Origin of the sequence: Vibrio sp. SSH13-20 (assembly GCF_040104475.1) — a bacterium.
In the GTDB taxonomy this organism is placed as follows: domain Bacteria; phylum Pseudomonadota; class Gammaproteobacteria; order Enterobacterales; family Vibrionaceae; genus Vibrio; species Vibrio harveyi.
In genome coordinates, this window is the sequence record NZ_JBECOU010000018.1 from 1 (window position 1) to 21150 (window position 21150).

Annotated in this window: 18 protein-coding genes and 1 rRNA gene; 12 read left to right on the plus strand and 7 right to left on the minus strand. The window is 45.1% G+C overall.

Going from position 1 to position 21150, the window contains the following annotated elements:
* Positions 1-132 precede the first annotated feature (132 nt).
* A complete protein-coding gene (locus tag ABMY42_RS25440) occupies positions 133-624 on the minus strand; it encodes an Rsd/AlgQ family anti-sigma factor (RefSeq protein WP_005434886.1) in 492 nt (163 codons plus the stop codon).
* A 178-nt stretch (positions 625-802) separates the two neighbouring features.
* Between ABMY42_RS25440 and nudC the strand changes: the two genes are divergently transcribed.
* The 4 genes from nudC to hemE all read left to right on the plus strand — a co-directional run bounded on the left by nudC (position 803) and on the right by hemE (position 4315).
* The gene (gene nudC / locus ABMY42_RS25445) at positions 803-1585 is read left to right on the plus strand and encodes an NAD(+) diphosphatase (RefSeq protein ID WP_005451132.1); all 783 of its coding nucleotides are present in this window, start codon (positions 803-805) and stop codon (positions 1583-1585) included.
* Positions 1586-1706: 121 nt separating this feature from the next.
* Entirely contained in the window at positions 1707-2198 is a 492-nt protein-coding gene (locus ABMY42_RS25450) for a hypothetical protein (RefSeq protein WP_005451133.1), read from the plus strand.
* Positions 2199-2202: 4 nt separating this feature from the next.
* Positions 2203-2943, plus strand: coding sequence for a hypothetical protein (locus ABMY42_RS25455; protein ID WP_005451134.1), 741 nt, complete (start codon positions 2203-2205; stop codon positions 2941-2943).
* A 304-nt stretch (positions 2944-3247) separates the two neighbouring features.
* Positions 3248-4315 (plus strand): uroporphyrinogen decarboxylase, encoded by a 1068-nt coding sequence (gene hemE / locus ABMY42_RS25460; protein WP_005433634.1) that lies wholly within the window; start codon positions 3248-3250, stop codon positions 4313-4315.
* Positions 4316-4535: 220 nt separating this feature from the next.
* Here the strand turns inward: hemE and ABMY42_RS25465 are convergent, their stop codons facing one another.
* Together ABMY42_RS25465 and ABMY42_RS25470 are read right to left on the minus strand one after the other, a co-directional pair.
* Positions 4536-5108, minus strand: coding sequence for a uracil-DNA glycosylase family protein (locus tag ABMY42_RS25465; protein ID WP_009697536.1), 573 nt, complete (start codon positions 5106-5108; stop codon positions 4536-4538).
* Positions 5109-5115: 7 nt separating this feature from the next.
* Entirely contained in the window at positions 5116-6039 is a 924-nt protein-coding gene (locus tag ABMY42_RS25470) for a D-2-hydroxyacid dehydrogenase (protein ID WP_050907841.1), read from the minus strand.
* Between the two features lie 66 nt (positions 6040-6105).
* Between ABMY42_RS25470 and ABMY42_RS25475 the strand changes: the two genes are divergently transcribed.
* Positions 6106-6693: a DUF416 family protein gene (locus tag ABMY42_RS25475; protein WP_005451139.1), complete on the plus strand. Its 588-nt coding sequence runs from the start codon at positions 6106-6108 to the stop codon at positions 6691-6693.
* Positions 6694-6772: 79 nt separating this feature from the next.
* On the opposite strand, the gene ABMY42_RS25480 is transcribed toward ABMY42_RS25475, so the two are convergent.
* Positions 6773-7906, minus strand: a complete 1134-nt coding sequence (locus ABMY42_RS25480) for a hemolysin family protein (RefSeq protein WP_005451141.1) — start codon at positions 7904-7906, stop codon at positions 6773-6775.
* A gap of 253 nt (positions 7907-8159) precedes the next feature.
* On the opposite strand from ABMY42_RS25480, the gene hupA reads away from it, so the two are divergent.
* Entirely contained in the window at positions 8160-8432 is a 273-nt protein-coding gene (hupA, locus tag ABMY42_RS25485; RefSeq protein WP_005433627.1) for a nucleoid-associated protein HU-alpha, read from the plus strand.
* Between the two features lie 39 nt (positions 8433-8471).
* Complete coding sequence (locus ABMY42_RS25490; protein ID WP_009697538.1) at positions 8472-9170, plus strand: DUF1481 domain-containing protein; 699 nt, start codon at positions 8472-8474, stop codon at positions 9168-9170.
* A 90-nt stretch (positions 9171-9260) separates the two neighbouring features.
* On the opposite strand, the gene purD is transcribed toward ABMY42_RS25490, so the two are convergent.
* Complete coding sequence (gene purD / locus ABMY42_RS25495; protein WP_050907842.1) at positions 9261-10550, minus strand: phosphoribosylamine--glycine ligase; 1290 nt, start codon at positions 10548-10550, stop codon at positions 9261-9263.
* A gap of 133 nt (positions 10551-10683) precedes the next feature.
* Positions 10684-12291: a bifunctional phosphoribosylaminoimidazolecarboxamide formyltransferase/IMP cyclohydrolase gene (gene purH, locus ABMY42_RS25500; protein ID WP_050907843.1), complete on the minus strand. Its 1608-nt coding sequence runs from the start codon at positions 12289-12291 to the stop codon at positions 10684-10686.
* Between the two features lie 266 nt (positions 12292-12557).
* On the opposite strand from purH, the gene zntR reads away from it, so the two are divergent.
* From zntR to ABMY42_RS25520, 4 genes are all read left to right on the plus strand, one after another.
* A complete protein-coding gene (zntR, locus tag ABMY42_RS25505; RefSeq protein WP_005451151.1) occupies positions 12558-12956 on the plus strand; it encodes a Zn(2+)-responsive transcriptional regulator in 399 nt (132 codons plus the stop codon).
* 156 nt (positions 12957-13112) lie between these two features.
* Positions 13113-14684 (plus strand): lysine decarboxylation/transport transcriptional activator CadC, encoded by a 1572-nt coding sequence (gene cadC, locus ABMY42_RS25510; RefSeq protein WP_005451154.1) that lies wholly within the window; start codon positions 13113-13115, stop codon positions 14682-14684.
* A gap of 770 nt (positions 14685-15454) precedes the next feature.
* The gene (gene cadB / locus ABMY42_RS25515; protein ID WP_005434864.1) at positions 15455-16798 is read left to right on the plus strand and encodes a cadaverine/lysine antiporter; all 1344 of its coding nucleotides are present in this window, start codon (positions 15455-15457) and stop codon (positions 16796-16798) included.
* A 117-nt stretch (positions 16799-16915) separates the two neighbouring features.
* The gene (locus ABMY42_RS25520; RefSeq protein WP_005451159.1) at positions 16916-19051 is read left to right on the plus strand and encodes a lysine decarboxylase CadA; all 2136 of its coding nucleotides are present in this window, start codon (positions 16916-16918) and stop codon (positions 19049-19051) included.
* 275 nt (positions 19052-19326) lie between these two features.
* Here ABMY42_RS25520 and adhP read toward each other — a convergent pair whose 3' ends face one another.
* The gene (gene adhP / locus ABMY42_RS25525) at positions 19327-20343 is read right to left on the minus strand and encodes an alcohol dehydrogenase AdhP (RefSeq protein ID WP_009697531.1); all 1017 of its coding nucleotides are present in this window, start codon (positions 20341-20343) and stop codon (positions 19327-19329) included.
* Positions 20344-21063: 720 nt separating this feature from the next.
* On the opposite strand from adhP, the gene ABMY42_RS25530 reads away from it, so the two are divergent.
* Positions 21064-21150: ribosomal RNA gene (locus ABMY42_RS25530) — 16S ribosomal RNA — on the plus strand; the annotation flags it as partial.

Below are 21150 nucleotides of genomic sequence, written 5' to 3' on the forward strand. Positions count from 1 at the left end.
TTCTCGCTTCTCGCTTCTCGCTTCTCGCTTCTCGCTTCTCGCTTCTCGCTTCTCGCTTCTCGCTTCTCGCTTCTCGCTTCTCGCTTCTCGCTTCTCGCTTCTCGCTTCTCGCTTCTCGCTTCTCGCTTCTCGCTATGCGCCAGGCGGCATCGCTAAACTGTCGGCAATCAACTGAATCAAGTGGTCTTCTACCGCGAAGCGTGTCTCAATGATTTCCCCAATCAAAGACATATCTTCGTCAAAATCAGCCAGTTCATCTTCGGCTGAAACATCAGAATATTTGTCGGTAAAGTTCAACAACGGCTCAGTAGTGAGGACGATCTTCGCGTAAGTTTGGTTAATTTCATCAGTAGCAACAAAGCCAGTGGCTTTCCACTTATCCATCACCATATCGTAGATTTTAAAATGACCTTCAGAGATATAATCCACAAGGTGTTGGCAGAAGTGCTGAAGTTCGTCAGGGGAAGGGAGTTCAATGACATTGGATTTCGAACAAGGTTGCAGTGCTGCAAGCTTACAATATTCGACAATCAGAGATTGTCTCGTTTCCAGCCAATGGTCAATAACGTCACTGGAACCGCCCCATTGGTCTTGTGTTTGTTTGAATTTTTTTAGCATGACCATGCCCTCATGATCTGATCGCCCATTGGCGAACGTATCCTTTGCAAAGCAAAGTTAGTAAAGTGATTACAAACTCTTGTCCTTACTAGAATTTATAGTTGCAAATTTAGCGAACGACAAACTCTGGTATGAAATTAGATTGCCAGTAAAATGAATGAACTTCAAGCAAAGGGACGCTGTAATGTTAAGAAAAGGTGAAGTTAACCGTACGAAAAACGCCTATTGGTGTGTTGTCTCAGGAAGCGATGTTTGGCTGGTGGATGGTGCTATCCCATTTGGCAATGCAGAGCAGTTCTCACTGCCAGAAGCGAGTGCAAGGCAGATAGGTGAATATCAAGATGCCCCGGTGATGTGGGTAAACCTGTCGGATTTAGACCACGATTTAGAGCTTGTATCTTTGCGTGATTGTCTCCATTTCTCAGACTCCCTTTTTCTTTTGATCAGTAAAGCCATTCAGTATGGTCATATGACACAAAGTCTGCGTTTTTGTCCGCAATGCGGTGGTCGCAATTTCCTCAATAACAATCAATTGGCAATGCAGTGTGGTGAGTGCCGTACTTTGCATTATCCGCGTATTTTCCCATGCATCATTGTCGCTGTGCGTAAAGACAACCAAATCTTGCTAGCTCAGCACCCTCGCCATCGAAATGGCATGTATACCGTAATAGCAGGCTTTTTAGAGGTGGGTGAAACCTTGGAGGAGTGTGTGACACGCGAGGTGCACGAAGAAACCGGCGTACACGTTAAAAATATTCGCTATTTTGGCAGCCAACCATGGGCCTTTCCATCCAGTATGATGATGGCATTTCTTGCGGATTACGAGTCTGGTGAATTGAATCCTGATTACACCGAGCTGTCTGATGCTCAATGGTTTGGCGTTGATGATATGCCGCCAGTAGCCCCAAAAGGGACAATCGCAAGAGCATTAATTGAGCAAACAATTAGTGATATTCAGCAGGCTTGAGAGCCGACTCGTAAAGCGATTAAAGGAAAAGGTAGAATCACTTTTGAGACAAAGGGGGTTGTTAGACTGACCTAGCACAGCATTCTGTAATGACACAATGATTAATAAAGGAGTATGTCTAATGAAATACAGATCAGCGTTATGGCTAGGTATTGCGTCTTTTTCTTTGGTAAGTGTTTCGGCACAGGCAAGTATTGAAGTGAAAGCGAAGCGTATGTTGACCGAAAATACAATGACGGAAAACGTCGCAAAAGTGCAAACCGCTTGTGGCAATGAAGTTCTTGAAACAAACTTTGACTGGGCTGCGTGGGATGACTACGACTTTGCTGAAGCTCGTTTAGACAAAGTAAAAACCACAGGTTGGCTGGGTGGCTTAATCAACTATATCTACGATGATATGGTTAAGCTATGCACGACGACTGAACATGCCGCACTTTATAAAGAAGAGTTCCAAAAAGTTCAACAAATCCAATTTGTTGGTCAAGACTCTGTGAAGGCGCGTAAAGCAGGTTTCTCTCTTGATGATGGTGGCAGTGTGCTTAAAGTCGCTTTGAACCCGAACGCGGCTTACGACTCTTCAACGCTGAAATATCTCAAGCAAGCGTGGAACTAAGGTAATGAAAAAAATACTCTTCCCCTTAGTTGCCATGGCTTCAAGCTTTTCTGCGGTCGCTGAAGAGCGTTACTCTATGGAAGATTTAACCGCTCTTCATAAAGCACAAAGCTGGAATGAGCTGCTCTATCATGCCAATGATATTCGTCCATCAAAGCGAGATGATGCTTGGCAAGGACTGGTGGCAGATGCTGCAACAGGAGCTTTCAATAGTTACGTTTCTTCCGGAGCCGCTGATAGCGCTATTGGTTTAGGGCAGCAGCTACTCACTGAGTATGCGTTTCTGTCTCAATCCAGTGATTTTACTCAAAGCTTTGCAAAAGCCTTAGTTCCGGCAGCGCAATCTTGTATCAAGTATTCGATGGAAGGGTGTGTAGAGAGCTACGGACAACTGCTCGCCGAACTCTCTCCTGCGGGTAACGTAAGTTTTGAAGAAGGGACTAAGGTGTTCCAAAATGTCTCTAAATCTCTCGCGATTCCATTCTATGCCGCGGCAGTCAAGCAGTCTCCGGAATACTGTGCAGATGAAAAGGTCTCGAATGCGCTGTTGTATACGCTTGATCGACCGAGTAATTCTCAGTTTGCATTGGCAAAAGAAGTCGCAACAAATGGGTGTGCTAACACGGCACTAACAAACTTTGAGAATTACATTATTGACTCGCAATCGGTGCGGGAGACCTTGTGTCCGACTTACCTATCCAAAGGATATGTAAAAGGGGTCATGAAAAAAGTTTGCCAATCATGATTATGAAATATGAAGCCACCGTAAGGTGGCTTTTTTAATTCATTGAAAAATAGATAAAAAAAACCCTCCGAGAGGGAGGGGGTAAGTAAGATGTCGTTATGAGATGCTGAGTACCGGGTACTCAGTTTATAATTGTAGTTTTCGCTAGCGAACAAATTTTTAACACTGATACCGATTGGGTGCAAATTAAGCACTGATTTAAAAGTTAATAACTTGATCCAGGTTGCAAAGCACACAGCTATTAGCCTTAAATCAGTGATAGAATACCCCCTTTCAAAGAAAGCCTAACAATTGGAATTACGGAATGACTGAATTAAAAAATGATCGTTATCTGCGTGCCCTTTTAAAAGAGCCAGTAGATTACACGCCAGTATGGATGATGCGTCAGGCAGGTCGTTACCTACCAGAATACAAAGCAACTCGTGCGCAAGCGGGCGATTTCATGTCTTTGTGTAAAAACGCGGAGTTGGCGTCAGAAGTAACGCTTCAACCACTACGCCGTTTTCCTCTTGATGCAGCGATCTTGTTCTCTGACATCCTAACTATCCCAGATGCAATGGGCTTAGAACTTCGTTTTGCTGCTGGTGAAGGTCCGGTTTTCGATAAACCAATCACTTGCAAAGCAGACGTTGAAAAGATCGGTCTGCCGGATCCAGAAGGCGAACTGCAATACGTAATGAACGCAGTGCGTCAAATCCGCAAAGACTTGAATGGTGACGTTCCACTGATTGGTTTCTCTGGTAGCCCATGGACACTGGCGACTTACATGGTTGAAGGCGGCAGCTCGAAAGCGTTCACCAAGATCAAGAAGATGATGTACGCAGAACCACAAACTCTGCATCTACTTTTAGATAAGCTAGCAGACAGCGTTATCGAGTACCTAAACGCGCAAATTAAAGCGGGTGCACAATCGGTGATGGTATTTGATACATGGGGTGGTGTACTGACACCTCGTGACTACAACCTGTTCTCTCTGCAATACATGCACAAGATTGTAGATGGTCTGATTCGTGAAAACGACGGTCGCCGTGTACCAGTAACGCTGTTCACTAAGAACGGTGGTATGTGGCTTGAGCAAATCGCAGCAACGGGCTGCGATGCGGTAGGTCTAGACTGGACAATCAACATCGCAGACGCGAAAGCGCGTATCGGTGATAAAGTGGCTCTACAAGGTAACATGGACCCATCAATGCTTTACGCTTCACCAGAGCGTATCCGTGAAGAAGTCGCGGGTATTCTAGAAGGCTTTGGCGATGCAGGTACTGGTCACGTGTTCAACCTAGGTCACGGTATCCACTTGGATGTGCCGCCAGAAAACGCAGGTGTGTTTGTGGAAGCGGTACACGAGCTATCTAAGCCATACCACAAGTAACTTCGACTTTTTGAAATTAAATACCGGCAATCAGTGCCGGTATTTTTTTACCTGAAATTCAAGATAGTACAGCTCTGATAGTATTTGGTCTGCCATGATCTAATTACTATTCTAGCTGCACGTTAGACATTAAAGTTTAATATAAACAAAGATTTATGATTGCGAGTTTTATGTTCTAGTTTTCTTGTACAGATAAACAAGCAATTAGATCATGGGTAACCTAAAGCATCGAATGAACGCGTTTTTTAAGATATGGCACGACGTCAGATTCAAACCAAGGGTTCTTCTTTAACCACAATGTGTTGCGTGGAGAAGGGTGGGGAAGTGGAATAAAGTCAGGTTCCCAATCCTGCCATTGCTGAACAGTTTGCGTGAGCGTCTTTGGTTTGTTGGTGAGATAGTACTGCTGTGAGTACTGACCAATCAGTAGCGTCAGCTCTATATTGGGCAACTGCTCAAGAATCTGTTTATGCCAAGCTGGCGCACATTCTTTACGAGGTGGTAGATCACCTGAGTTTCCTTTACCTGGATAACAGAAGCCCATTGGGACAATGGCAATTTTGTTTGGGTCGTAGAAAATGTCTTTGTCGATATCGAGCCATTGGCGTAACCGATCGCCGCTTGGATCGTTCCAAGGTATCGAGGTTTTGTGTACGCGCGTTCCCGGCGCTTGTCCGATGATTAGAATGCGTGCGTCTTTTGCGGCTTGTACGATAGGGTTTGCACCCAAAGGTAAATCGTCTGCACAGATCTGGCAGGCACGTACTTGCTTTAGCAATGTTTCTAAAGACATAAGATGGTTAATACCCTTTATCGAAATCGACCTGATTATTAAGAGAGAAACCGTCTCGCCAACTCAAGTAGTTATCTGCAAAAATGTCGACCACTTGCTCAGGGAAACTCAATGCTGCGATGTGGGGTGTGATGGTTACCTGCGGAAGTTTCCAAAACGGATGTTGCGGCGAGAGTGGTTCTTGTTCAAATACATCGAGAAAAGCATGTTCCACCCAGCGATTCTTGAGCGCGAGCAATAGACCTACATCATCAATCACATCACCTCTTCCGACATTAAATAACAGTGCCTGATTAAGGTGGCTTAACACTTCACTATTGAGTAAGCGCTGCGTATCCGGTGTGCTCGGTAGCGTATTCACGACAATATCCGCTTGGTGAAAAGCGCTTGCTAGTTCATTGATGTGATAGGTTTGAGTAAATTCACCGCCAGAGGTTGGAATCCCGGTACGATTCACTCCGATAGTCTTTATTCCCATCAATTGCGCTGCATTCCCCAAGTAGCTACCAATGCTGCCTGTACCAACAATCACCATAGTTTTGCTTTGCAGCGAGGTGTACAGATGCGGTTGCCACTGCTTGTTCTGCTGTTGCTGGTGGTATTGCATAAAGTGGCGGAAGTGAGCAATGCAGTAGCCAATTACGTACTCGGCAATTAATGGTCCGAAAATGCCGCGTACGTTGGTTAAAGTGTAATCCTGGCGTAGATTTGGTGACATTAAGGCATTCACACCAGCAAATGTGGATTGCACCCACTCAAGCTGTGAAAACTCGTCTAACCTTTGTGATAGTAATGGTGGATCCGCCAGTACGATCTGAGCTTCTTCAGGTTGGTCGGTGAGGCAAAGATCGGGCAGATTTTTCTCTGCCAGTAACGTTTCGTAGGTGTCGCGATGCTCTGAGAGCAGGAAAATCTGATTTGGATGCCGCATTAACTTTTTTCCCTGTGATGAATCAAGTACACTTTCGCTGTTTTTTTCTTCAATGATTGAGTGACTATGCTTAAGAATCCTCTTCAGGTTCGTTTGGAAAAACTAGAACCTTGGCAACAAATTACCTTCATGGCGTGTCTGTGTGAACGCATGTATCCAAACTATGCGATGTTTTGTGAGAATACAGAATTTGCTGAGCCACGTGCTTACCGAGCGATTCTTGATAGTGTATGGGAAATTCTGACGGTTAAGAACGCGAAAATTAACTTCGAACGTCAATTAGAGAAGTTAGAAGAGTTGTTCCCAAGTGCGGATGAATTCGATTTTTACGGTGTTTACCCAGCGATGGACGCGTGTCAGAGCCTGTCGACATTGTTGCATGGCCTGTTGGATCGCGACTACCTTTTCGACTCAATGCTTAAAGTGAGCCAACAGTCGGTAAAAACCGTTGCTGACCTAGAACAAGCACAAGGTGCGGAGCCAATCACCAACGACAATCAAAAAGAAAATGAAGCCGTATGTGAAGAGTGGGATGTTCAATGGGCGATCTTCCGTCCACTGCGTGAAGCGGTGGAACGCGACATCTGCTTGATTAAAGATTTGCGTGAAGAGCTACGTGAAGACGCCGTGAGCAATATCGGCATCACACTTTAATTATTGAATAGACAGAACAAAGGCATCCAAATTGGATGCCTTTTTATTTTTGCATATGGGCTGTTATGCCCAGTACTGATTACGATTCTTTAGATTCTGGCTTCGTTGGCTCTTGAGCTTCTGGCTCTTTGTCCTGTTTCTCCAGCCCTTCCTCTTCTTCATCGTCATCGCGGCTTTCAATTACGCCGTGCTTTTCTTTCCAGCTTTCCCAGCGTTGGTAAGCCAGTTCTTGCATGTCTGTGCTCTTATCCGCTTCATCGATGATCTCTTCACCCAATAGGTGCTCAAAGATGTCTTCTAGCGTTACCAAGCCTTGTACTGTGCCGTATTCGTCAACCACAAGCGCTAGCTGCAGACGGTGAGTCATCATTTGGTCAAACACTTTTGGTAGAGCTGTGTTGTTCAGTACCACTTGGATTGGACGCATGACCGAACCGAGTTGTTTTTGACCACTGCCCGATTGTTGCAGCTTGAACAGCTCTAGACGGTGCACAAAACCAATGATGTTATCTTTCTGTTCGCTGTAAACCAGTGGGCGAGAGAAAGGCGTCTCTTTATGCTTCTCTAGGAAGTCGTTGATGGTCATGGTTGCGTCTACGCGGAATACGACCGGACGCGGTGTCATGACTTGTGTTACTGGCACGTCTTGAATGCCCAGTAGGTTGCTCAGGATCTTTGATTCGCCTTCTGCGAACTCTCCGCTCTCTTTTGCCAGAATGGCCATAGCAGATAACTCATCGCGCATCTTCGGTGCTTCGTGGTTACGAGCTAGGCGCTTAGTGATTTGCTCAGAGAACCATACGAATGGCGTTAGTGCCCATACCATCCAGCGCAGCGATACCGCCGCAGATGGTGCAAGTTGACGCCAGTAAGTTGCACCAATCGTCTTAGGTACAATTTCTGATAGAACAAGAATCGCCAGTGTCAGTACCGCAGAGAAGATACCTAGTGCTTCGCTACCGAATACTACCGCCGCTTGTGCACCTGCCGTTGCTGCACCGATAGTGTGAGCAATGGTGTTCAGGGTCAGGATCGAAGCCAGTGGTCGGTCGATGTCTGCTTTCAGTTTTTCTAACTGAGCAGAAGCAGGGTGCCCCTGTTGTTTGAGCTGCGCAATGTAGCTCGGACTGATACTAAGAAGTACCGCCTCCAGTACCGAACAGATAAACGAAATGCCGATAGCAATAGAGATATAAATGGATAACAGCAGCATAGTTGCCCTTGAATGTAATGTGATAGTCGGGATTTTAAGCGATTATAACCGCAAAAGCGCCCTATAAATCGTTCTAATTGCATTAGAAAGCAAGCGCTTTGCCCGTACAAGTAGTAACAAATTGTGAGTTATTACTCATATTATGGCTAAAACTACGTCAGAAAATCGAAAGATCGCTTACAAACCTTTGCCAGATGGGGCATTTATGTTTTAGAGTGAGATGAATTCGATAACATATGAGAAGGGAAACCTAATGAACAAGACCCAATTAATCGACTTTATTGCAGAGAAAGCAGACCTATCTAAAGCACAAGCTAAAGCTGCTCTTGAAGCAACTCTTGAGGGTGTTACTGGCGCTCTTAAAGAGGGTGACCAAGTTCAACTAATTGGTTTTGGTACATTCAAAGTAAACCACCGCGCTGCACGTACTGGTCGTAACCCTAAGACTGGTGACGAGATTCAAATCGCAGCAGCTAACGTACCAGCATTCGTAGCAGGTAAAGCGCTGAAAGAATCAGTAAACTAAGTTAAAATGCACCGAGGTATCCTGCCTCGGTGCAATTTCATGAAAAAACATCTACTCACTTCACTCCTTTTATCAAGCCTCGCTCTTGTTGGCTGTTCTTCTGTTGAAACCCCAAACCTTGACCAATTTACCCATTTCTCTGGCGGAAAAATCATGGGTGATGCCACCAGTTTGTATTGGATGACAGAACGTCTGACACGCGTTAGTACGGCTGCAGACTACGTAGCTATGGGTGATTCCGGCTCGTATCAGAGTGATTATCGCTGGGACGATGGTGAGCTAAGAGAGTTGATTCGAAAAGGTGAGCAACTCGATACAAAACAAGGATTGGTGCCTTTTCAAATCCACATTCGATTCAATAAAGATGGCGATGCGATCTATCAGCAATACCGTGTGAACGGGAAAGTGCTGCCTTTACGACGTGATCAGCTAGAGCGTTACAAGACAGAAGCGAATGATGTGGTTGCTTCGATCAAGAGTCAATCTCGCGAAGGTCAGAGTTTGATTCAAGGTTTTTGGGATGGCGAGACGTTCGAAACCTGCAAAGGACGTGAGTTCGCGACGCTGGAATTTAACCAGACTTTACCTAAGTTTGTGATTGATAGATTGGCATCGGTAGATAGCTACATTGCGTTTATCGGCAAAGAGTCACGTAATACAGCAACTGTTGACGAATTGTTGATGCTCAATGATGACAACTTTGATTGTATCCCACGACCAAAGCTGATCTCTGAGTAAGTTCTGAGCTTAGCTTCATGCTAGTGGAGTCACATGAATAAAAAAGGCGCTTAATGCGCCTTTTGTCTTTTTAGCCAACTGAAGTTGTTTTTATTTTTCTTGCTCACGTGCGATTGCACGGTAGCCGATATCGTTGCGATGGAACATGCCATCCCAACTGATCTGTTTTGCAAGTTCATAAGCGCGTTGCTGTGCTTCTGATACGCTGTTACCAAGTGCTGTTGCACAAAGTACACGGCCGCCGTTTGTCACAATGTCGCCGTCTTTGTTGTGTGTACCTGCGTGGAAGACCTTCTCACCTTCAATTTCAACTTGTGGAAGACCTGAGATAATGTCGCCCTTGTTGTACGCAGCAGGATAGCCTCCGGCGGCTAACACAATACCAATCGATGCTCGTGGATCCCATTTTGATTCCACTTGATCCAGTTTGGCATCAATAGCAGCCAGACATAGATCAACAAGATCCGATTCCATGCGCATCATGATCGGTTGCGTTTCTGGATCACCAAAGCGGCAGTTGTACTCGATCACTTTCGGCGTACCGTCTTTATCGATCATTAAACCCGCGTATAGGAAACCTGTGTAAGGGGTGCCTTCTGAAGCCATCCCACGCACTGTTGGGTAAATCACTTCTTCCATGATGCGGTTATGAATTTCAGGTGTTACCACTGGAGCAGGAGAATAAGCGCCCATGCCGCCTGTGTTTGGACCGGTATCTTTGTCGCCTACGCGTTTGTGGTCTTGGCTGGTGGCCATTGGCAAAACGTTCTCACCATCCACCATCACGATGAAGCTTGCTTCTTCCCCATCTAGGAATTCTTCGATAACCACACGACTGCCAGCATCACCAAATGCATTACCCGCTAGCATATCCTTGATGGCGTCTTCAGCTTCTTCTAGTGTCATTGCCACAATCACGCCTTTGCCAGCGGCAAGACCATCAGCTTTGACTACAATTGGTGCACCTTGTTCACGTACGTAAGCGAGTGCAGGTTCGATTTCAGTGAAGTTTGCGTATGCTCCCGTCGGGATTTGGTGACGAGCAAGAAAGTCTTTAGTAAACGCTTTAGAGCCTTCAAGCTGCGCTGCTGCTTGTGTTGGACCAAAGATTGGCAGACCGGCTTCTCGGAAAGCATCCACAACACCGATAACCAATGGTGCTTCAGGACCAACGATGGTCAGCTCAATGGCTTTCTCTTTTGCGAATGCAACCAGACCTGCGATGTCTTCTACTGCGATATTTACGTTCTCTAGTTTAGGCTCTAGTGCTGTGCCTGCGTTACCCGGAGCAACGAAGATAGTCTCAACATTTGGGTTTTGCGCCGCTTTCCAACCTAGTGCGTGTTCACGACCGCCTGAACCAATGATAAGTACATTCATGTTTTAAACCTTCAATCAAAATTGATAGTAGTAGAACTAGAAAATGTTTGAGCAACACGAAAGGAAAGTGTTGCTCATCTCGGAGCGCAACGCTCTTGTATCCAGTAGCGAAGCGCTCTCGCATCTTTTCTTTCTAGTGGCGGAAGTGACGCATACCTGTAAAGATCATTGCCATGCCGTGTTCGTCTGCTGCTGCAATAACTTCGTCATCACGCATCGAGCCGCCAGGTTGAATCACACACTTGATGCCAGCTTCTGCTGCTGCATCGATACCATCACGGAATGGGAAGAACGCATCAGATGCCATTACGCTACCTGCGACTTCTAGACCTTCGTCTGCAGCTTTGATGCCTGCGATTTTCGCAGAGTAAACGCGGCTCATTTGACCTGCGCCTACGCCGATGGTCATGTCACCTTTCGCGTAAACAATCGCGTTTGATTTCACGTATTTCGCTACTTTCCAGCAGAACAGTGCATCTTTCAGCTCTTCTTCTGTTGGCTGGCGCTTAGAAACCACTTTTAGGTCATCTAGGCTTACCATGCCTTGGTCACGGTCTTGAACCAGTAGACCGCCGTTGACGCGTTTCATGTCAAAGCCCGTTGTCTTCGTTGACCATTCGCCACACTCAAGCAGGCGCACGTTCTTCTTCGCTGCAACCACTTCAATCGCTTCAGCAGAAACAGAAGGTGCGATGATGACTTCAACGAATTGACGTTCAACAATAGCGGTTGCTGTTTCAGCATCTAGCTCTTGGTTGAATGCAATGATGCCGCCGAATGCAGATGTTGGGTCAGTTTGGTAAGCGCGGTTGTACGCTTCTAGGATGTCTTTACCTAGAGCTACACCACATGGGTTCGCGTGTTTTACGATCACACATGCTGGTTCGTTGAACTCTTTCACACACTCAAGTGCTGCATCTGTGTCTGCGATGTTGTTGTAAGAAAGGGCTTTACCTTGGATTTGGCGAGCAGTAGAAACAGACGCCTCTTGTGGGTTTGCTTCTACGTAAAAAGCAGCTGCTTGGTGGCTATTCTCACCGTAGCGCATATCTTGTTTTTTCTCGAACTGTTGGTTGAATGTTCGAGGGAATTTGCTCTTGTTTTCAGGAGAAGGTTCATCACCTTCTTTGTTCTCACCGTAAGATGGAACCATAGTGCCGAAGTAGTTTGCGATCATGCCATCGTAAGCCGCAGTGTGCTCAAATGCTGCGATAGCAAGGTCGAAACGGGTATCTAGAGTAAGGGATTTGTCGTTTGCATCCATCTCTGCGATTACGCGCTGGTAATCACCTGCGTTAACGACGATAGTCACGTCTTTGTGGTTTTTCGCAGCAGAGCGAACCATAGTTGGACCGCCGATATCGATGTTTTCAACTGCGTCAGCTAGAGTACAACCCTCTTTTGCTACGGTTTCTGCGAATGGGTATAGGTTAACAACAACCATATCGATAGGGTTGATGCCGTGTTTTTCCATCACGTCATCATCTTGACCACGGCGACCCAGTACACCACCGTGAACTTTCGGGTGAAGCGTCTTAACGCGACCGTCCATCATTTCTGGGAAACCAGTGTAGTCAGAGACTTCGGTTACTGCGATGCCTTGCTCAGCAAGTAGACGAGCCGTACCACCAGTAGATAGGATATCGACACCGCGCTCAGCAAGAGCTTGTGCAAACTCAACAATACCTGTTTTGTCTGATACGCTGATAAGCGCACGGCGAATAGGACGAGCGTTGTTCATGCTTCCATTTTCCTCAAATTCACGGAGTTAAAGATGTTTGCCAAAAATGAACTTGTTTTTACCTCATGGGGTAAAATATTGGCCAGTTTTGGTAAAGACCTTTGCAGGTGTTTTCATGCTTAGAAAACAGTCTCCACTATTTGATGGCGCGTATTCTAACCAATTTATTACAAAAAAGCTCGCGCAATCGTTTGGCATCTCAAAAATAATTGCAAAAAACTCGATCTTTGGCTTTAAAAGTAACGAGATAGTTAATAAGGAAAGTTATGTTTCAGATAGGTGAACTGGCGAAACGCTGTGGTGTGACTGCCGATACATTACGTTTCTACGAAAAAAATACACTGATCCAGCCCGCAGGGCGAAGTGAATCGGGCTATCGCTTATACAACGAAGAAAACCAAAAACAGGTACGCTTCATTCTCAAAGCGAAAGAGCTTGGCTTAAGTTTAGAGGAAATAAAAGAGCTTCTAGAAATCAAATTAGAAGCGACAGAACACAGCTGTGCAGAAGTAAAAGCTATCACTTCTGCAAAGTTAACTTTAATTGATGAAAAAATAGCGGAACTGACAAAGATTCGCACCGCATTAAAGAAGATCAATGACGCTTGCTGTGGGCATAACAATGACGATGCCAGCCACTGTTCTATCCTCGCAGCCCTTGAGTAGCGTGCTACTTAATTTAAGTTTGCATTTTTGGCGGCTTGCTTTTCTAGGTTCAAGCCGTTTTCCCACCTATAATCTCGGCTTTAGTCGACAGTAAGAATGTGTAGTCCTATCTATTCCTAAAGCGACGCTGTCTATTAGATACGAGAGTTTTCATACATGGTTGGAGTCTATTTTCAAATCAATGACTGGGTTTTGAGCGTTGATGAAAATAAGCTGTATCGACAAGACAGGGAAGTTACCGTTGAGCCACGCTTAATTAATTTGCTGCATTTTCTTGCAGAGCACGCTAGTGAAGTGTTCAACCGCGAAGAGCTGATCCAATACGTTTGGGCGGGTGCGATTGTGACTGACCAAGTTGTGACGCAATCCATTTTTGAGCTGCGTAAACTGCTGCGCGACGGTCGAGAAGAAAACACCAGCTACGTGATCACTGTGCCTAAACGTGGTTACAAGTTGGTAGCAAATGTGACGCCGATGACGCACGAGGAATTCCTCGCTAGCCGCCATTGTGATACAGAGATTCTTGCTCCGATCGTAGAAGAAATCGAAGAAGAACAATCAGAAATCTCAACTTCTACGATTGCATTTCCGGCAGGCCCGTTAACTCGCGCTGTATGCGAGATGTCAAAAGAGAAAAAAGCACCGCGCAAGCCGAATAAAATCAGCCCTTGGCGATTAGGTTTCATGAACTTCATTTGGATCAGTATTTTGGTCGTGGTGATGGGGGTGTTTACCTATAAGCAATCTGAAGTGCGCATTACACAAGCCATTGATACTCACCTTATCGAATTCAAGTTTCAGGATAACTTCAGCAAAGAAGGTCGTAGCTATGACTTAGCCGACGGGTTTGCACAGAAGTTGATGGCAGATGTGGCTCAAGTCAGTGATTATCGAGTCATGTTGAAAAAGGCGACCTTTACTACTGGTATTGTACCTGGTAAGTCTGTGGTGGTACGTGTTAAAGAAAACGACGGTGGCAGCTTCCTTGAGGTGGAATATCGCAATAACTCCTCCGAAAAGGTTTTGTTCAGCCGCCAATACGCGTTAACCAATAGCCATTTGAAGTCGGTTATGCAGCAAGCCTCTCTAGATTTGATGCGCGCACTAAAAGTGCCAGATGCAAAATTAAAATCCAAGGTGCTGGTGGCGGGTATGCCAATGAACCCAGATGCATTGGAGCTGTTTGTTGAGGCAAACCACTACTTGAATGTGTCGGATGCGAATCAATTCCAGCACGGTATCGACTTGATGGAGAGAATTCTCGAGATTGAACCGGATAACGCTTATGTACAAGCTGAGCTGTTGATTGCCTATCATGTGCAAAAGGCGCTTGATCCTGCATTGGAGCTGAGAAAAGGCAGAGTTCAGCAGTTGAGTGAGAAATTGGAAACCAATTCAAAGATGATGGTGGGACCAATTCAGCCACGTATTTATGAAGCGTTAGCGCTGCATGAGACCATTGCAGGTGACATCGATTTGGCTAAGCAGCATTTGAATCAAGCTCTCGAGGTTCGAGACTCAGTTCTGTCTTATGTCATTAGAGGCAAGCACGCGGAATTGGATGGTGATTTGGATTGGGCAAGTGAGTCTTACAGTGAAGCCTTCTATATAGATACATCTGTAGAGACCTATTTGCTATGCGAAAACTTGGTCTTTCCAAGCAATATGAAGGCGATTGATTACGCCATGTATCGAGCAGTGCACCCTTCTGTGGTTCGTATGTTGTAGTAAGCCCTCTTTTATCAATCAGAGACACTTAGCCCTTCACTTCGGTGAGGGGCTTTTTTGTCTCTACGTTATTAAATCGCTATCTTCTTGCTTTTTGAATAGAGCTTACTTTACAGGGGGTGGTAGGCTTTTCATTCTATCTTCTATCTTCTATCTTCTATCTTCTATCTTCTATCTTCTATCTCACCATCTTTGTATTTTGCTTGTGTTTATTAATGAGCGGCTCTTATCGAGTTTTTGCTAGATCTACCTTTTTTCCCCCATTGCTCTACCTTTGGTTTGTGTACTTATTGTCTGTCACAACCACACTGTTGTTTATGTGTACTTACGTTGGTATCTATGCAGAACGAGGGGAAAAGAAGAGGGAAGTTTGATGTAAGTCAACGGAGCAATAAAGGTAGGAAAAAGCGGCGTCAACAGTTTGGGTAATTAGCCATGGTTTCTTTTGATGTTGATAGAGGTTGATAAGCTTGATGGAAAATTTGTTGAGGTTGATGTTTTTAGGTTTCCGATAAGAGCGTTTAATGTTATTGGGCTAACCTTCTGTATTTATTGGTTTTATATTTTTGTGTTTATAAGGTTTATCTCAACTTTATACCGATGGGCTAATTGTTTTATTGATAACGCCAAGTTTATTTTTTTCCCAGTTTTTGGGCGTAGTCTTCACTTCGAAATTTAGCGAGGTCGAGCAGATTCCTCCTCATAGCATCTCGCTAATAACCATTCAGTTTGAGTCATGTTGACTCGAGTAGAATAGATTTGGAGATGTTATGTCATCGAATGCGAAAAAAATCGGCCTTATTGCCTGTACGGGTGTCGTAGCCGGTAACATGATGGGTAGTGGTATTGCACTATTACCTTCTAGTCTTGCCTCTGTAGGCTCTGTTTCAATCTTCAGTTGGCTGATCTGTTTGGTCGGTGCACTGAGTCTGGCGTTCGTTTACGCTCGTCTGGCAACCAAAAACCCACAAGAAGGTGGTCCTATCGCTTATGCTGGCGAAGTGTCTCCGGTATTTGGTTTCCAAACGGGCGTTCTTTATTACCACGCGAACTGGATTGGTAACCTGGCTATTGCCATTACAGGTGTTTCTTACCTTTCAGTATTCTTCCCTGTGCTTAATAACCCAATCCCAGCAGGTATTGCGACGATTGCATCGGTATGGATCTTCACTTTCGTCAACCTACTTGGTGGTAGCTGGGTAAGCCGTCTATGTACGCTTGGTCTAGTTCTTATCCTTATCCCAGTTGTTGGTACAGCCGCATTTGGTTGGACGCACTTCGATACTGCGCTTTACAGCCAAAACTGGAACGTATCAGCAGGCACTGACAGCCACGCGGTAGTAACTGCGGTTCTTATCTGTCTATGGTCATTCGTAGGTGTGGAATCAGCAGCGGTATCGACTGGTATGGTAGAAAACCCTAAACGTACCGTACCACTAGCAACTATGTTGGGTACTGGTATCGCAGGTGTGATTTACATCCTATCAACTCAAATGATCAGCGGCATGTTCCCTGCGTCAGAAGTTGCGGCATCAGGTGCGCCATTTGCACTAGCAACAACTGAGCTATTCGGTAGCTGGACAGCGCCATTCGTATCAGCATTTACAGCACTAGCATGTTTCACTTCGCTAGGTTCTTGGATGATGCTAGTAGGTGAGGCGGGTAAACGCGCAGCAAACGACGGCAACTTCCCTAAAATCTACGGTGAAACTGATAAAAACGGTGTGCCTAAGAAAGGTCTAATCCTTGCGTCAATCAAGATGACTGCGCTAATGGTTGTACTGATGTTCTTTAGCTCTAAAACAGCACACGCATCAGACCTGTTCAACCAGCTAACGACTGACGCAGTTCTACTAACTATGCTGCCTTACTTCTACTCAAGCATTAACTTGATTCGCTTCGAAGGTATGACAACACGCAACGGCTTCGTAATGCTGTTCTCTGGTGTGGCTTGTCTGTTCTGCTTCATCGCACTAGCAGGTGCAGAGGGCGGTACGCTAACAGCAACCTTCATCGTTTCTCTAGTTATCTTGATGTTCTACAGCAAAAAAGCAGGTCTTGCTCAGTACGTGAAAATGCACGCTGACGATATGCCTGCCCAAGCAAGCAACTAATCCCCAAAACGCTGGCACTAAGGTGCCAGCCCATAAAACCCAAATTCACGCGGCGCTCACCTTACTCATTGCCTGTAAATGGCAAAGAGCGCCCTCATTCGCCTTGGAGATGTCCAAATGAATATATTCGCTATCTTGAACCACATGGGTGTGTTCTTTAAAGAAGAGCCAGTTCGTCAACTTCACGCTGCTCTTGAGAAAGCGGGCTACGAAGTGGTTTACCCAGTAGATGATAAAGACTTGATCAAGATGATTGAGATGAACCCACGCATTTGCGGTGTGCTGTTCGACTGGGATAAATACTCACTAGAGCTATGTGAACGTATCAGCCAAATCAACGAAAAACTGCCTGTTCACGCATTTGCTAACGAACAGTCTACTCTAGACATTTCACTAACAGACCTACGTCTAAACGTGAGCTTCTTCGAGTACGCTTTAGGTATGGCTGACGACATCGCTATCAAAATCAACCAAGCGACAGAGGCATACAAAGATGCCATCATGCCTCCATTCACTAAAGCGCTATTCAAATACGTAGAAGAAGGTAAATACACCTTCTGTACTCCAGGTCACATGGGCGGTACTGCATTCCAGAAAAGCCCTGCTGGTAGCATCTTCTACGATTTTTACGGTCCAAACACATTCAAAGCGGACGTATCAATTTCAATGCCTGAACTAGGTTCTCTACTAGACCACTCAGGTCCACATAAAGATGCTGAAGAATACATCGCACGTACATTCAATGCAGACAGCTCGTACATCGTAACTAACGGTACGTCTACATCGAATAAAATCGTTGGTATGTACTCAGCGCCAGCAGGCAGCACAGTACTGATTGACCGTAACTGTCACAAGTCTCTGACTCACCTAATGATGATGAGCGACGTGACACCAATCTACTTCCGCCCAACTCGTAACGCATACGGCATCCTTGGTGGTATCCCACAAAGCGAATTCAGCCGCGATGTAATCGCAGAGAAAGTGGCGAAAACACCAGGTGCAACAGCACCAACTTACGCAGTAGTGACTAACTCAACTTACGATGGCTTGCTGTACAACACACAATTCATCAAAGAGTCGCTAGATTGTAAACACATCCACTTCGACAGTGCTTGGGTGCCTTACACTAACTTCAACCCAATTTACGAAGGTAAATGTGGTATGAGTGGTGAAGCGATGCCAGGCAAAGTGTTCTACGAAACACAATCAACACACAAACTGTTGGCAGCGTTCTCACAAGCTTCAATGATTCACGTGAAAGGCGACTTTGATAAAGAATCTTTCAACGAAGCATTCATGATGCACACTTCAACTTCACCTCAGTACGGCATTGTTGCTTCTACTGAAACTGCAGCGGCAATGATGCGCGGCAACACTGGTAAGAAGTTGATGCAAGACTCTATCGATCGCGCAATCCGCTTCCGTAAAGAGATCAAACGTCTAGAAGCAGAAAGCGACAGCTGGTTCTTCGATGTATGGCAACCAGAAAACATCGATACCACAGAATGTTGGAAACTAGACCCTAGCGACACATGGCACGGCTTCAAGAACATGGATGATAACCACATGTATCTTGACCCAATCAAAGTAACGCTACTGACTCCGGGGATGAATAAAGAAGGCGAACTAGAAGAATCAGGTATTCCTGCTTCGCTGGTGGCTAAATTCCTAGACGAGCGCGGCATCGTGGTAGAGAAAACAGGTCCATACAACTTGTTGTTCCTATTCTCAATCGGCATCGACAAATCAAAAGCAATGCAATTGCTACGCGGTCTAACTGAATTTAAACGTGGCTACGACTTGAACCTAACCATCAAGAGCTTCCTACCTTCGCTATACAACGAAGACCCAAGCTTCTATGAAGGCATGCGCGTTCAAGAACTAGCACAAGCAATTCATGACCTAACTAAGAAATACAACCTACCAGAGCTAATGTACAAAGCGTTCGATGTTCTTCCAGAAATGAAAGTAACACCACACGCAGCATGGCAAGAAGAGCTTCGCGGTAACGTAGAAGAAATCAAACTGGAAGAAATGGTTGGTCGCGTAAGTGCGAACATGATCCTTCCTTACCCTCCAGGTGTGCCACTAGTACTTCCTGGTGAAATGGTGACTCAAGAGTCTCGCCCTGTGCTGGACTTCCTAGAGATGCTTTGTGAGATCGGTGCGCATTACCCAGGTTTCGAAACCGACATCCACGGTCTATACCAACAAAAAGATGGTAGCTACACCGTAAAAGTATTGAAGAACTAAGTTCCTCTCGAAGATGACGCTATTGGGAATGCAAGCATGCTCCACTCTTACGAGCTCAATGCGTCATCGAACAATAACGGCATTTAGATATACCCCTAACTATTCTGTCGTAAAGAGAAGGGCAAGGATGCTCTGATCTTTTCTTCTATATAGAAGAGTCACTTTTCCAAGACTTCACCTGAAGCACCCCAAGTAAAAAGCAAAGACCAAAAGAGCAGCATGAAAGTGCCGCTCTTTTTTTGCTATCTATATAGAAAAGATATCAACAGCCAAAGCTAGGCAAACTCCATCACGATACGCCCATTAATTTCACCTTTCTCCATATCAGCAAAGATGTCATTGATATCTTCAAGATGTTTAACTTCGGTAATGGCTTTTACTTTTCCTTCTGCTGCGAATTGTAAGCACTCTTGCAAGTCTTTGCGTGTGCCAACAATAGAGCCAATCACTTTGACACCATTTAGCACCGTATCAAAGATAGGGATTGGCATCTCTTCAGGAGGAAGACCAACAAGAACGCATGCGCCACCACGGCGTATGGAGTGATAAGCCTCTTGGAATGCAGGCTTCGATACTGCAGTACATACAACGCCATGCACGCCGCCATTAGTGATGGTCTTAATACGCTCTGATGGTTTCTCTTTCATAAAGTCGATGGTGTGTTGCGCACCTAGACTTTTAGCGAGTGCGAGCTTCTCATCACCAGTATCTACAGCAATAACATTCATGCCCATAGCTACAGCATATTGAATGGCTAAATGACCTAAACCACCTGCACCGACAATTGCCACCCATTGACCTGGTTTTACATCTGTTACTTTGAGCGCCTTATAAGTGGTAACACCTGCACAGAAGAGGGGAGCTGCATCCACATAGCTTAAGCCATCTGGAATCTTCACGACGTACTCACCATGAGCAAGACAGAACTCTGCATAACCGCCATCAACGGAATAACCAGCGTTATGTTGATCTAAACACAGCGTCTCTTGCCCTTCTAAACAATAGTCGCAATGACCACATGCACTATACAACCAAGGAACACCAACACGATCACCTGCTTTGAGATGATGTATCTCGCTGCCAACTTCGACGATTTCACCCACACCTTCATGTCCTGGTACCAGAGGCATTTTGGGTTTTACCGGCCAATCGCCATGACAAGCGTGCAGATCAGTATGACAAACACCACATGCATGAACCTTTACGAGTACATCACGAGGTTTAACGTTGGGTAAAGGAATATCCTTGATAACAAGCGGACCTTTAAATTCACTAACAACTGCGGCTTTCATGAATAACTCTCCAATAATGATAACGAGAATCATTCTTGATCGATATGTAAGGAAGTGCAGTGATCTGAATCAAAAATCGATTTTTGTTTAAATAGACCATAGTCGAAACTGGTTATTGGTAAGACGGCTTACCTTTAATTTCTGTGAAAAGAAGAGGAGAACGTGACGAAAAACTACGAGAAGACTGCAATGAAGTCTGACTTTACTCCTCTTTAGGATCGAATAATTACGTCAAAGATCCTTTGTTTTGCCGTATATCTGAACAAAGTGTTTGTTATTTGTTCGGTTGAAAGTTTTTTTGCAAAAAACGCTTGTGCTAATTTCTCAACTCCCTATACTGCGCATCCACCGACACGGAGTGAGACGAAAGTCACACAGCGAGTCGGAAGAGAGAAAAAAGAATTTAAAAAAATGCTTGACTCTCTCACGGTGTGAAGTAAGATACGCACCCCTAACGACGAGCAACTAAGTTGCTGAAAATGTTAGAAAAGCTCTTTAAAAATAAGAACCTATCAATCTGTGTGGGCACTCGTTGATGATAATCCAATTAGAAGCTTCGGCTTCAAATTAGGTTTCAATGAAACGAAGTGACCATTCGAATTGGGAAGCAGCCTTGAGCTGTTTTATTTCACTTTTTAAAAGTGAAAGCCAATAAGAGCACAGTCAATTCAAACATTACTTTATGTAATGTTCAGTATTCATTGAGCCGAACAAAATCTTAAATTGAAGAGTTTGATCATGGCTCAGATTGAACGCTGGCGGCAGGCCTAACACATGCAAGTCGAGCGGAAACGAGTTATCTGAACC

Coding starts and splice junctions, on each gene's coding strand:
- ABMY42_RS25440 (WP_005434886.1), bottom strand. CDS start 624: ATGGTCATGCTAAAAAAATTCAAACAAACACAAGACCAATGGGGCGGT.
- nudC (WP_005451132.1), top strand. CDS start 803: ATGTTAAGAAAAGGTGAAGTTAACCGTACGAAAAACGCCTATTGGTGT.
- ABMY42_RS25450 (WP_005451133.1), top strand. CDS start 1,707: ATGAAATACAGATCAGCGTTATGGCTAGGTATTGCGTCTTTTTCTTTG.
- ABMY42_RS25455 (WP_005451134.1), top strand. CDS start 2,203: ATGAAAAAAATACTCTTCCCCTTAGTTGCCATGGCTTCAAGCTTTTCT.
- hemE (WP_005433634.1), top strand. CDS start 3,248: ATGACTGAATTAAAAAATGATCGTTATCTGCGTGCCCTTTTAAAAGAG.
- ABMY42_RS25465 (WP_009697536.1), bottom strand. CDS start 5,108: ATGTCTTTAGAAACATTGCTAAAGCAAGTACGTGCCTGCCAGATCTGT.
- ABMY42_RS25470 (WP_050907841.1), bottom strand. CDS start 6,039: ATGCGGCATCCAAATCAGATTTTCCTGCTCTCAGAGCATCGCGACACC.
- ABMY42_RS25475 (WP_005451139.1), top strand. CDS start 6,106: ATGCTTAAGAATCCTCTTCAGGTTCGTTTGGAAAAACTAGAACCTTGG.
- ABMY42_RS25480 (WP_005451141.1), bottom strand. CDS start 7,906: ATGCTGCTGTTATCCATTTATATCTCTATTGCTATCGGCATTTCGTTT.
- hupA (WP_005433627.1), top strand. CDS start 8,160: ATGAACAAGACCCAATTAATCGACTTTATTGCAGAGAAAGCAGACCTA.
- ABMY42_RS25490 (WP_009697538.1), top strand. CDS start 8,472: ATGAAAAAACATCTACTCACTTCACTCCTTTTATCAAGCCTCGCTCTT.
- purD (WP_050907842.1), bottom strand. CDS start 10,550: ATGAATGTACTTATCATTGGTTCAGGCGGTCGTGAACACGCACTAGGT.
- purH (WP_050907843.1), bottom strand. CDS start 12,291: ATGAACAACGCTCGTCCTATTCGCCGTGCGCTTATCAGCGTATCAGAC.
- zntR (WP_005451151.1), top strand. CDS start 12,558: ATGTTTCAGATAGGTGAACTGGCGAAACGCTGTGGTGTGACTGCCGAT.
- cadC (WP_005451154.1), top strand. CDS start 13,113: ATGGTTGGAGTCTATTTTCAAATCAATGACTGGGTTTTGAGCGTTGAT.
- cadB (WP_005434864.1), top strand. CDS start 15,455: ATGTCATCGAATGCGAAAAAAATCGGCCTTATTGCCTGTACGGGTGTC.
- ABMY42_RS25520 (WP_005451159.1), top strand. CDS start 16,916: ATGAATATATTCGCTATCTTGAACCACATGGGTGTGTTCTTTAAAGAA.
- adhP (WP_009697531.1), bottom strand. CDS start 20,343: ATGAAAGCCGCAGTTGTTAGTGAATTTAAAGGTCCGCTTGTTATCAAG.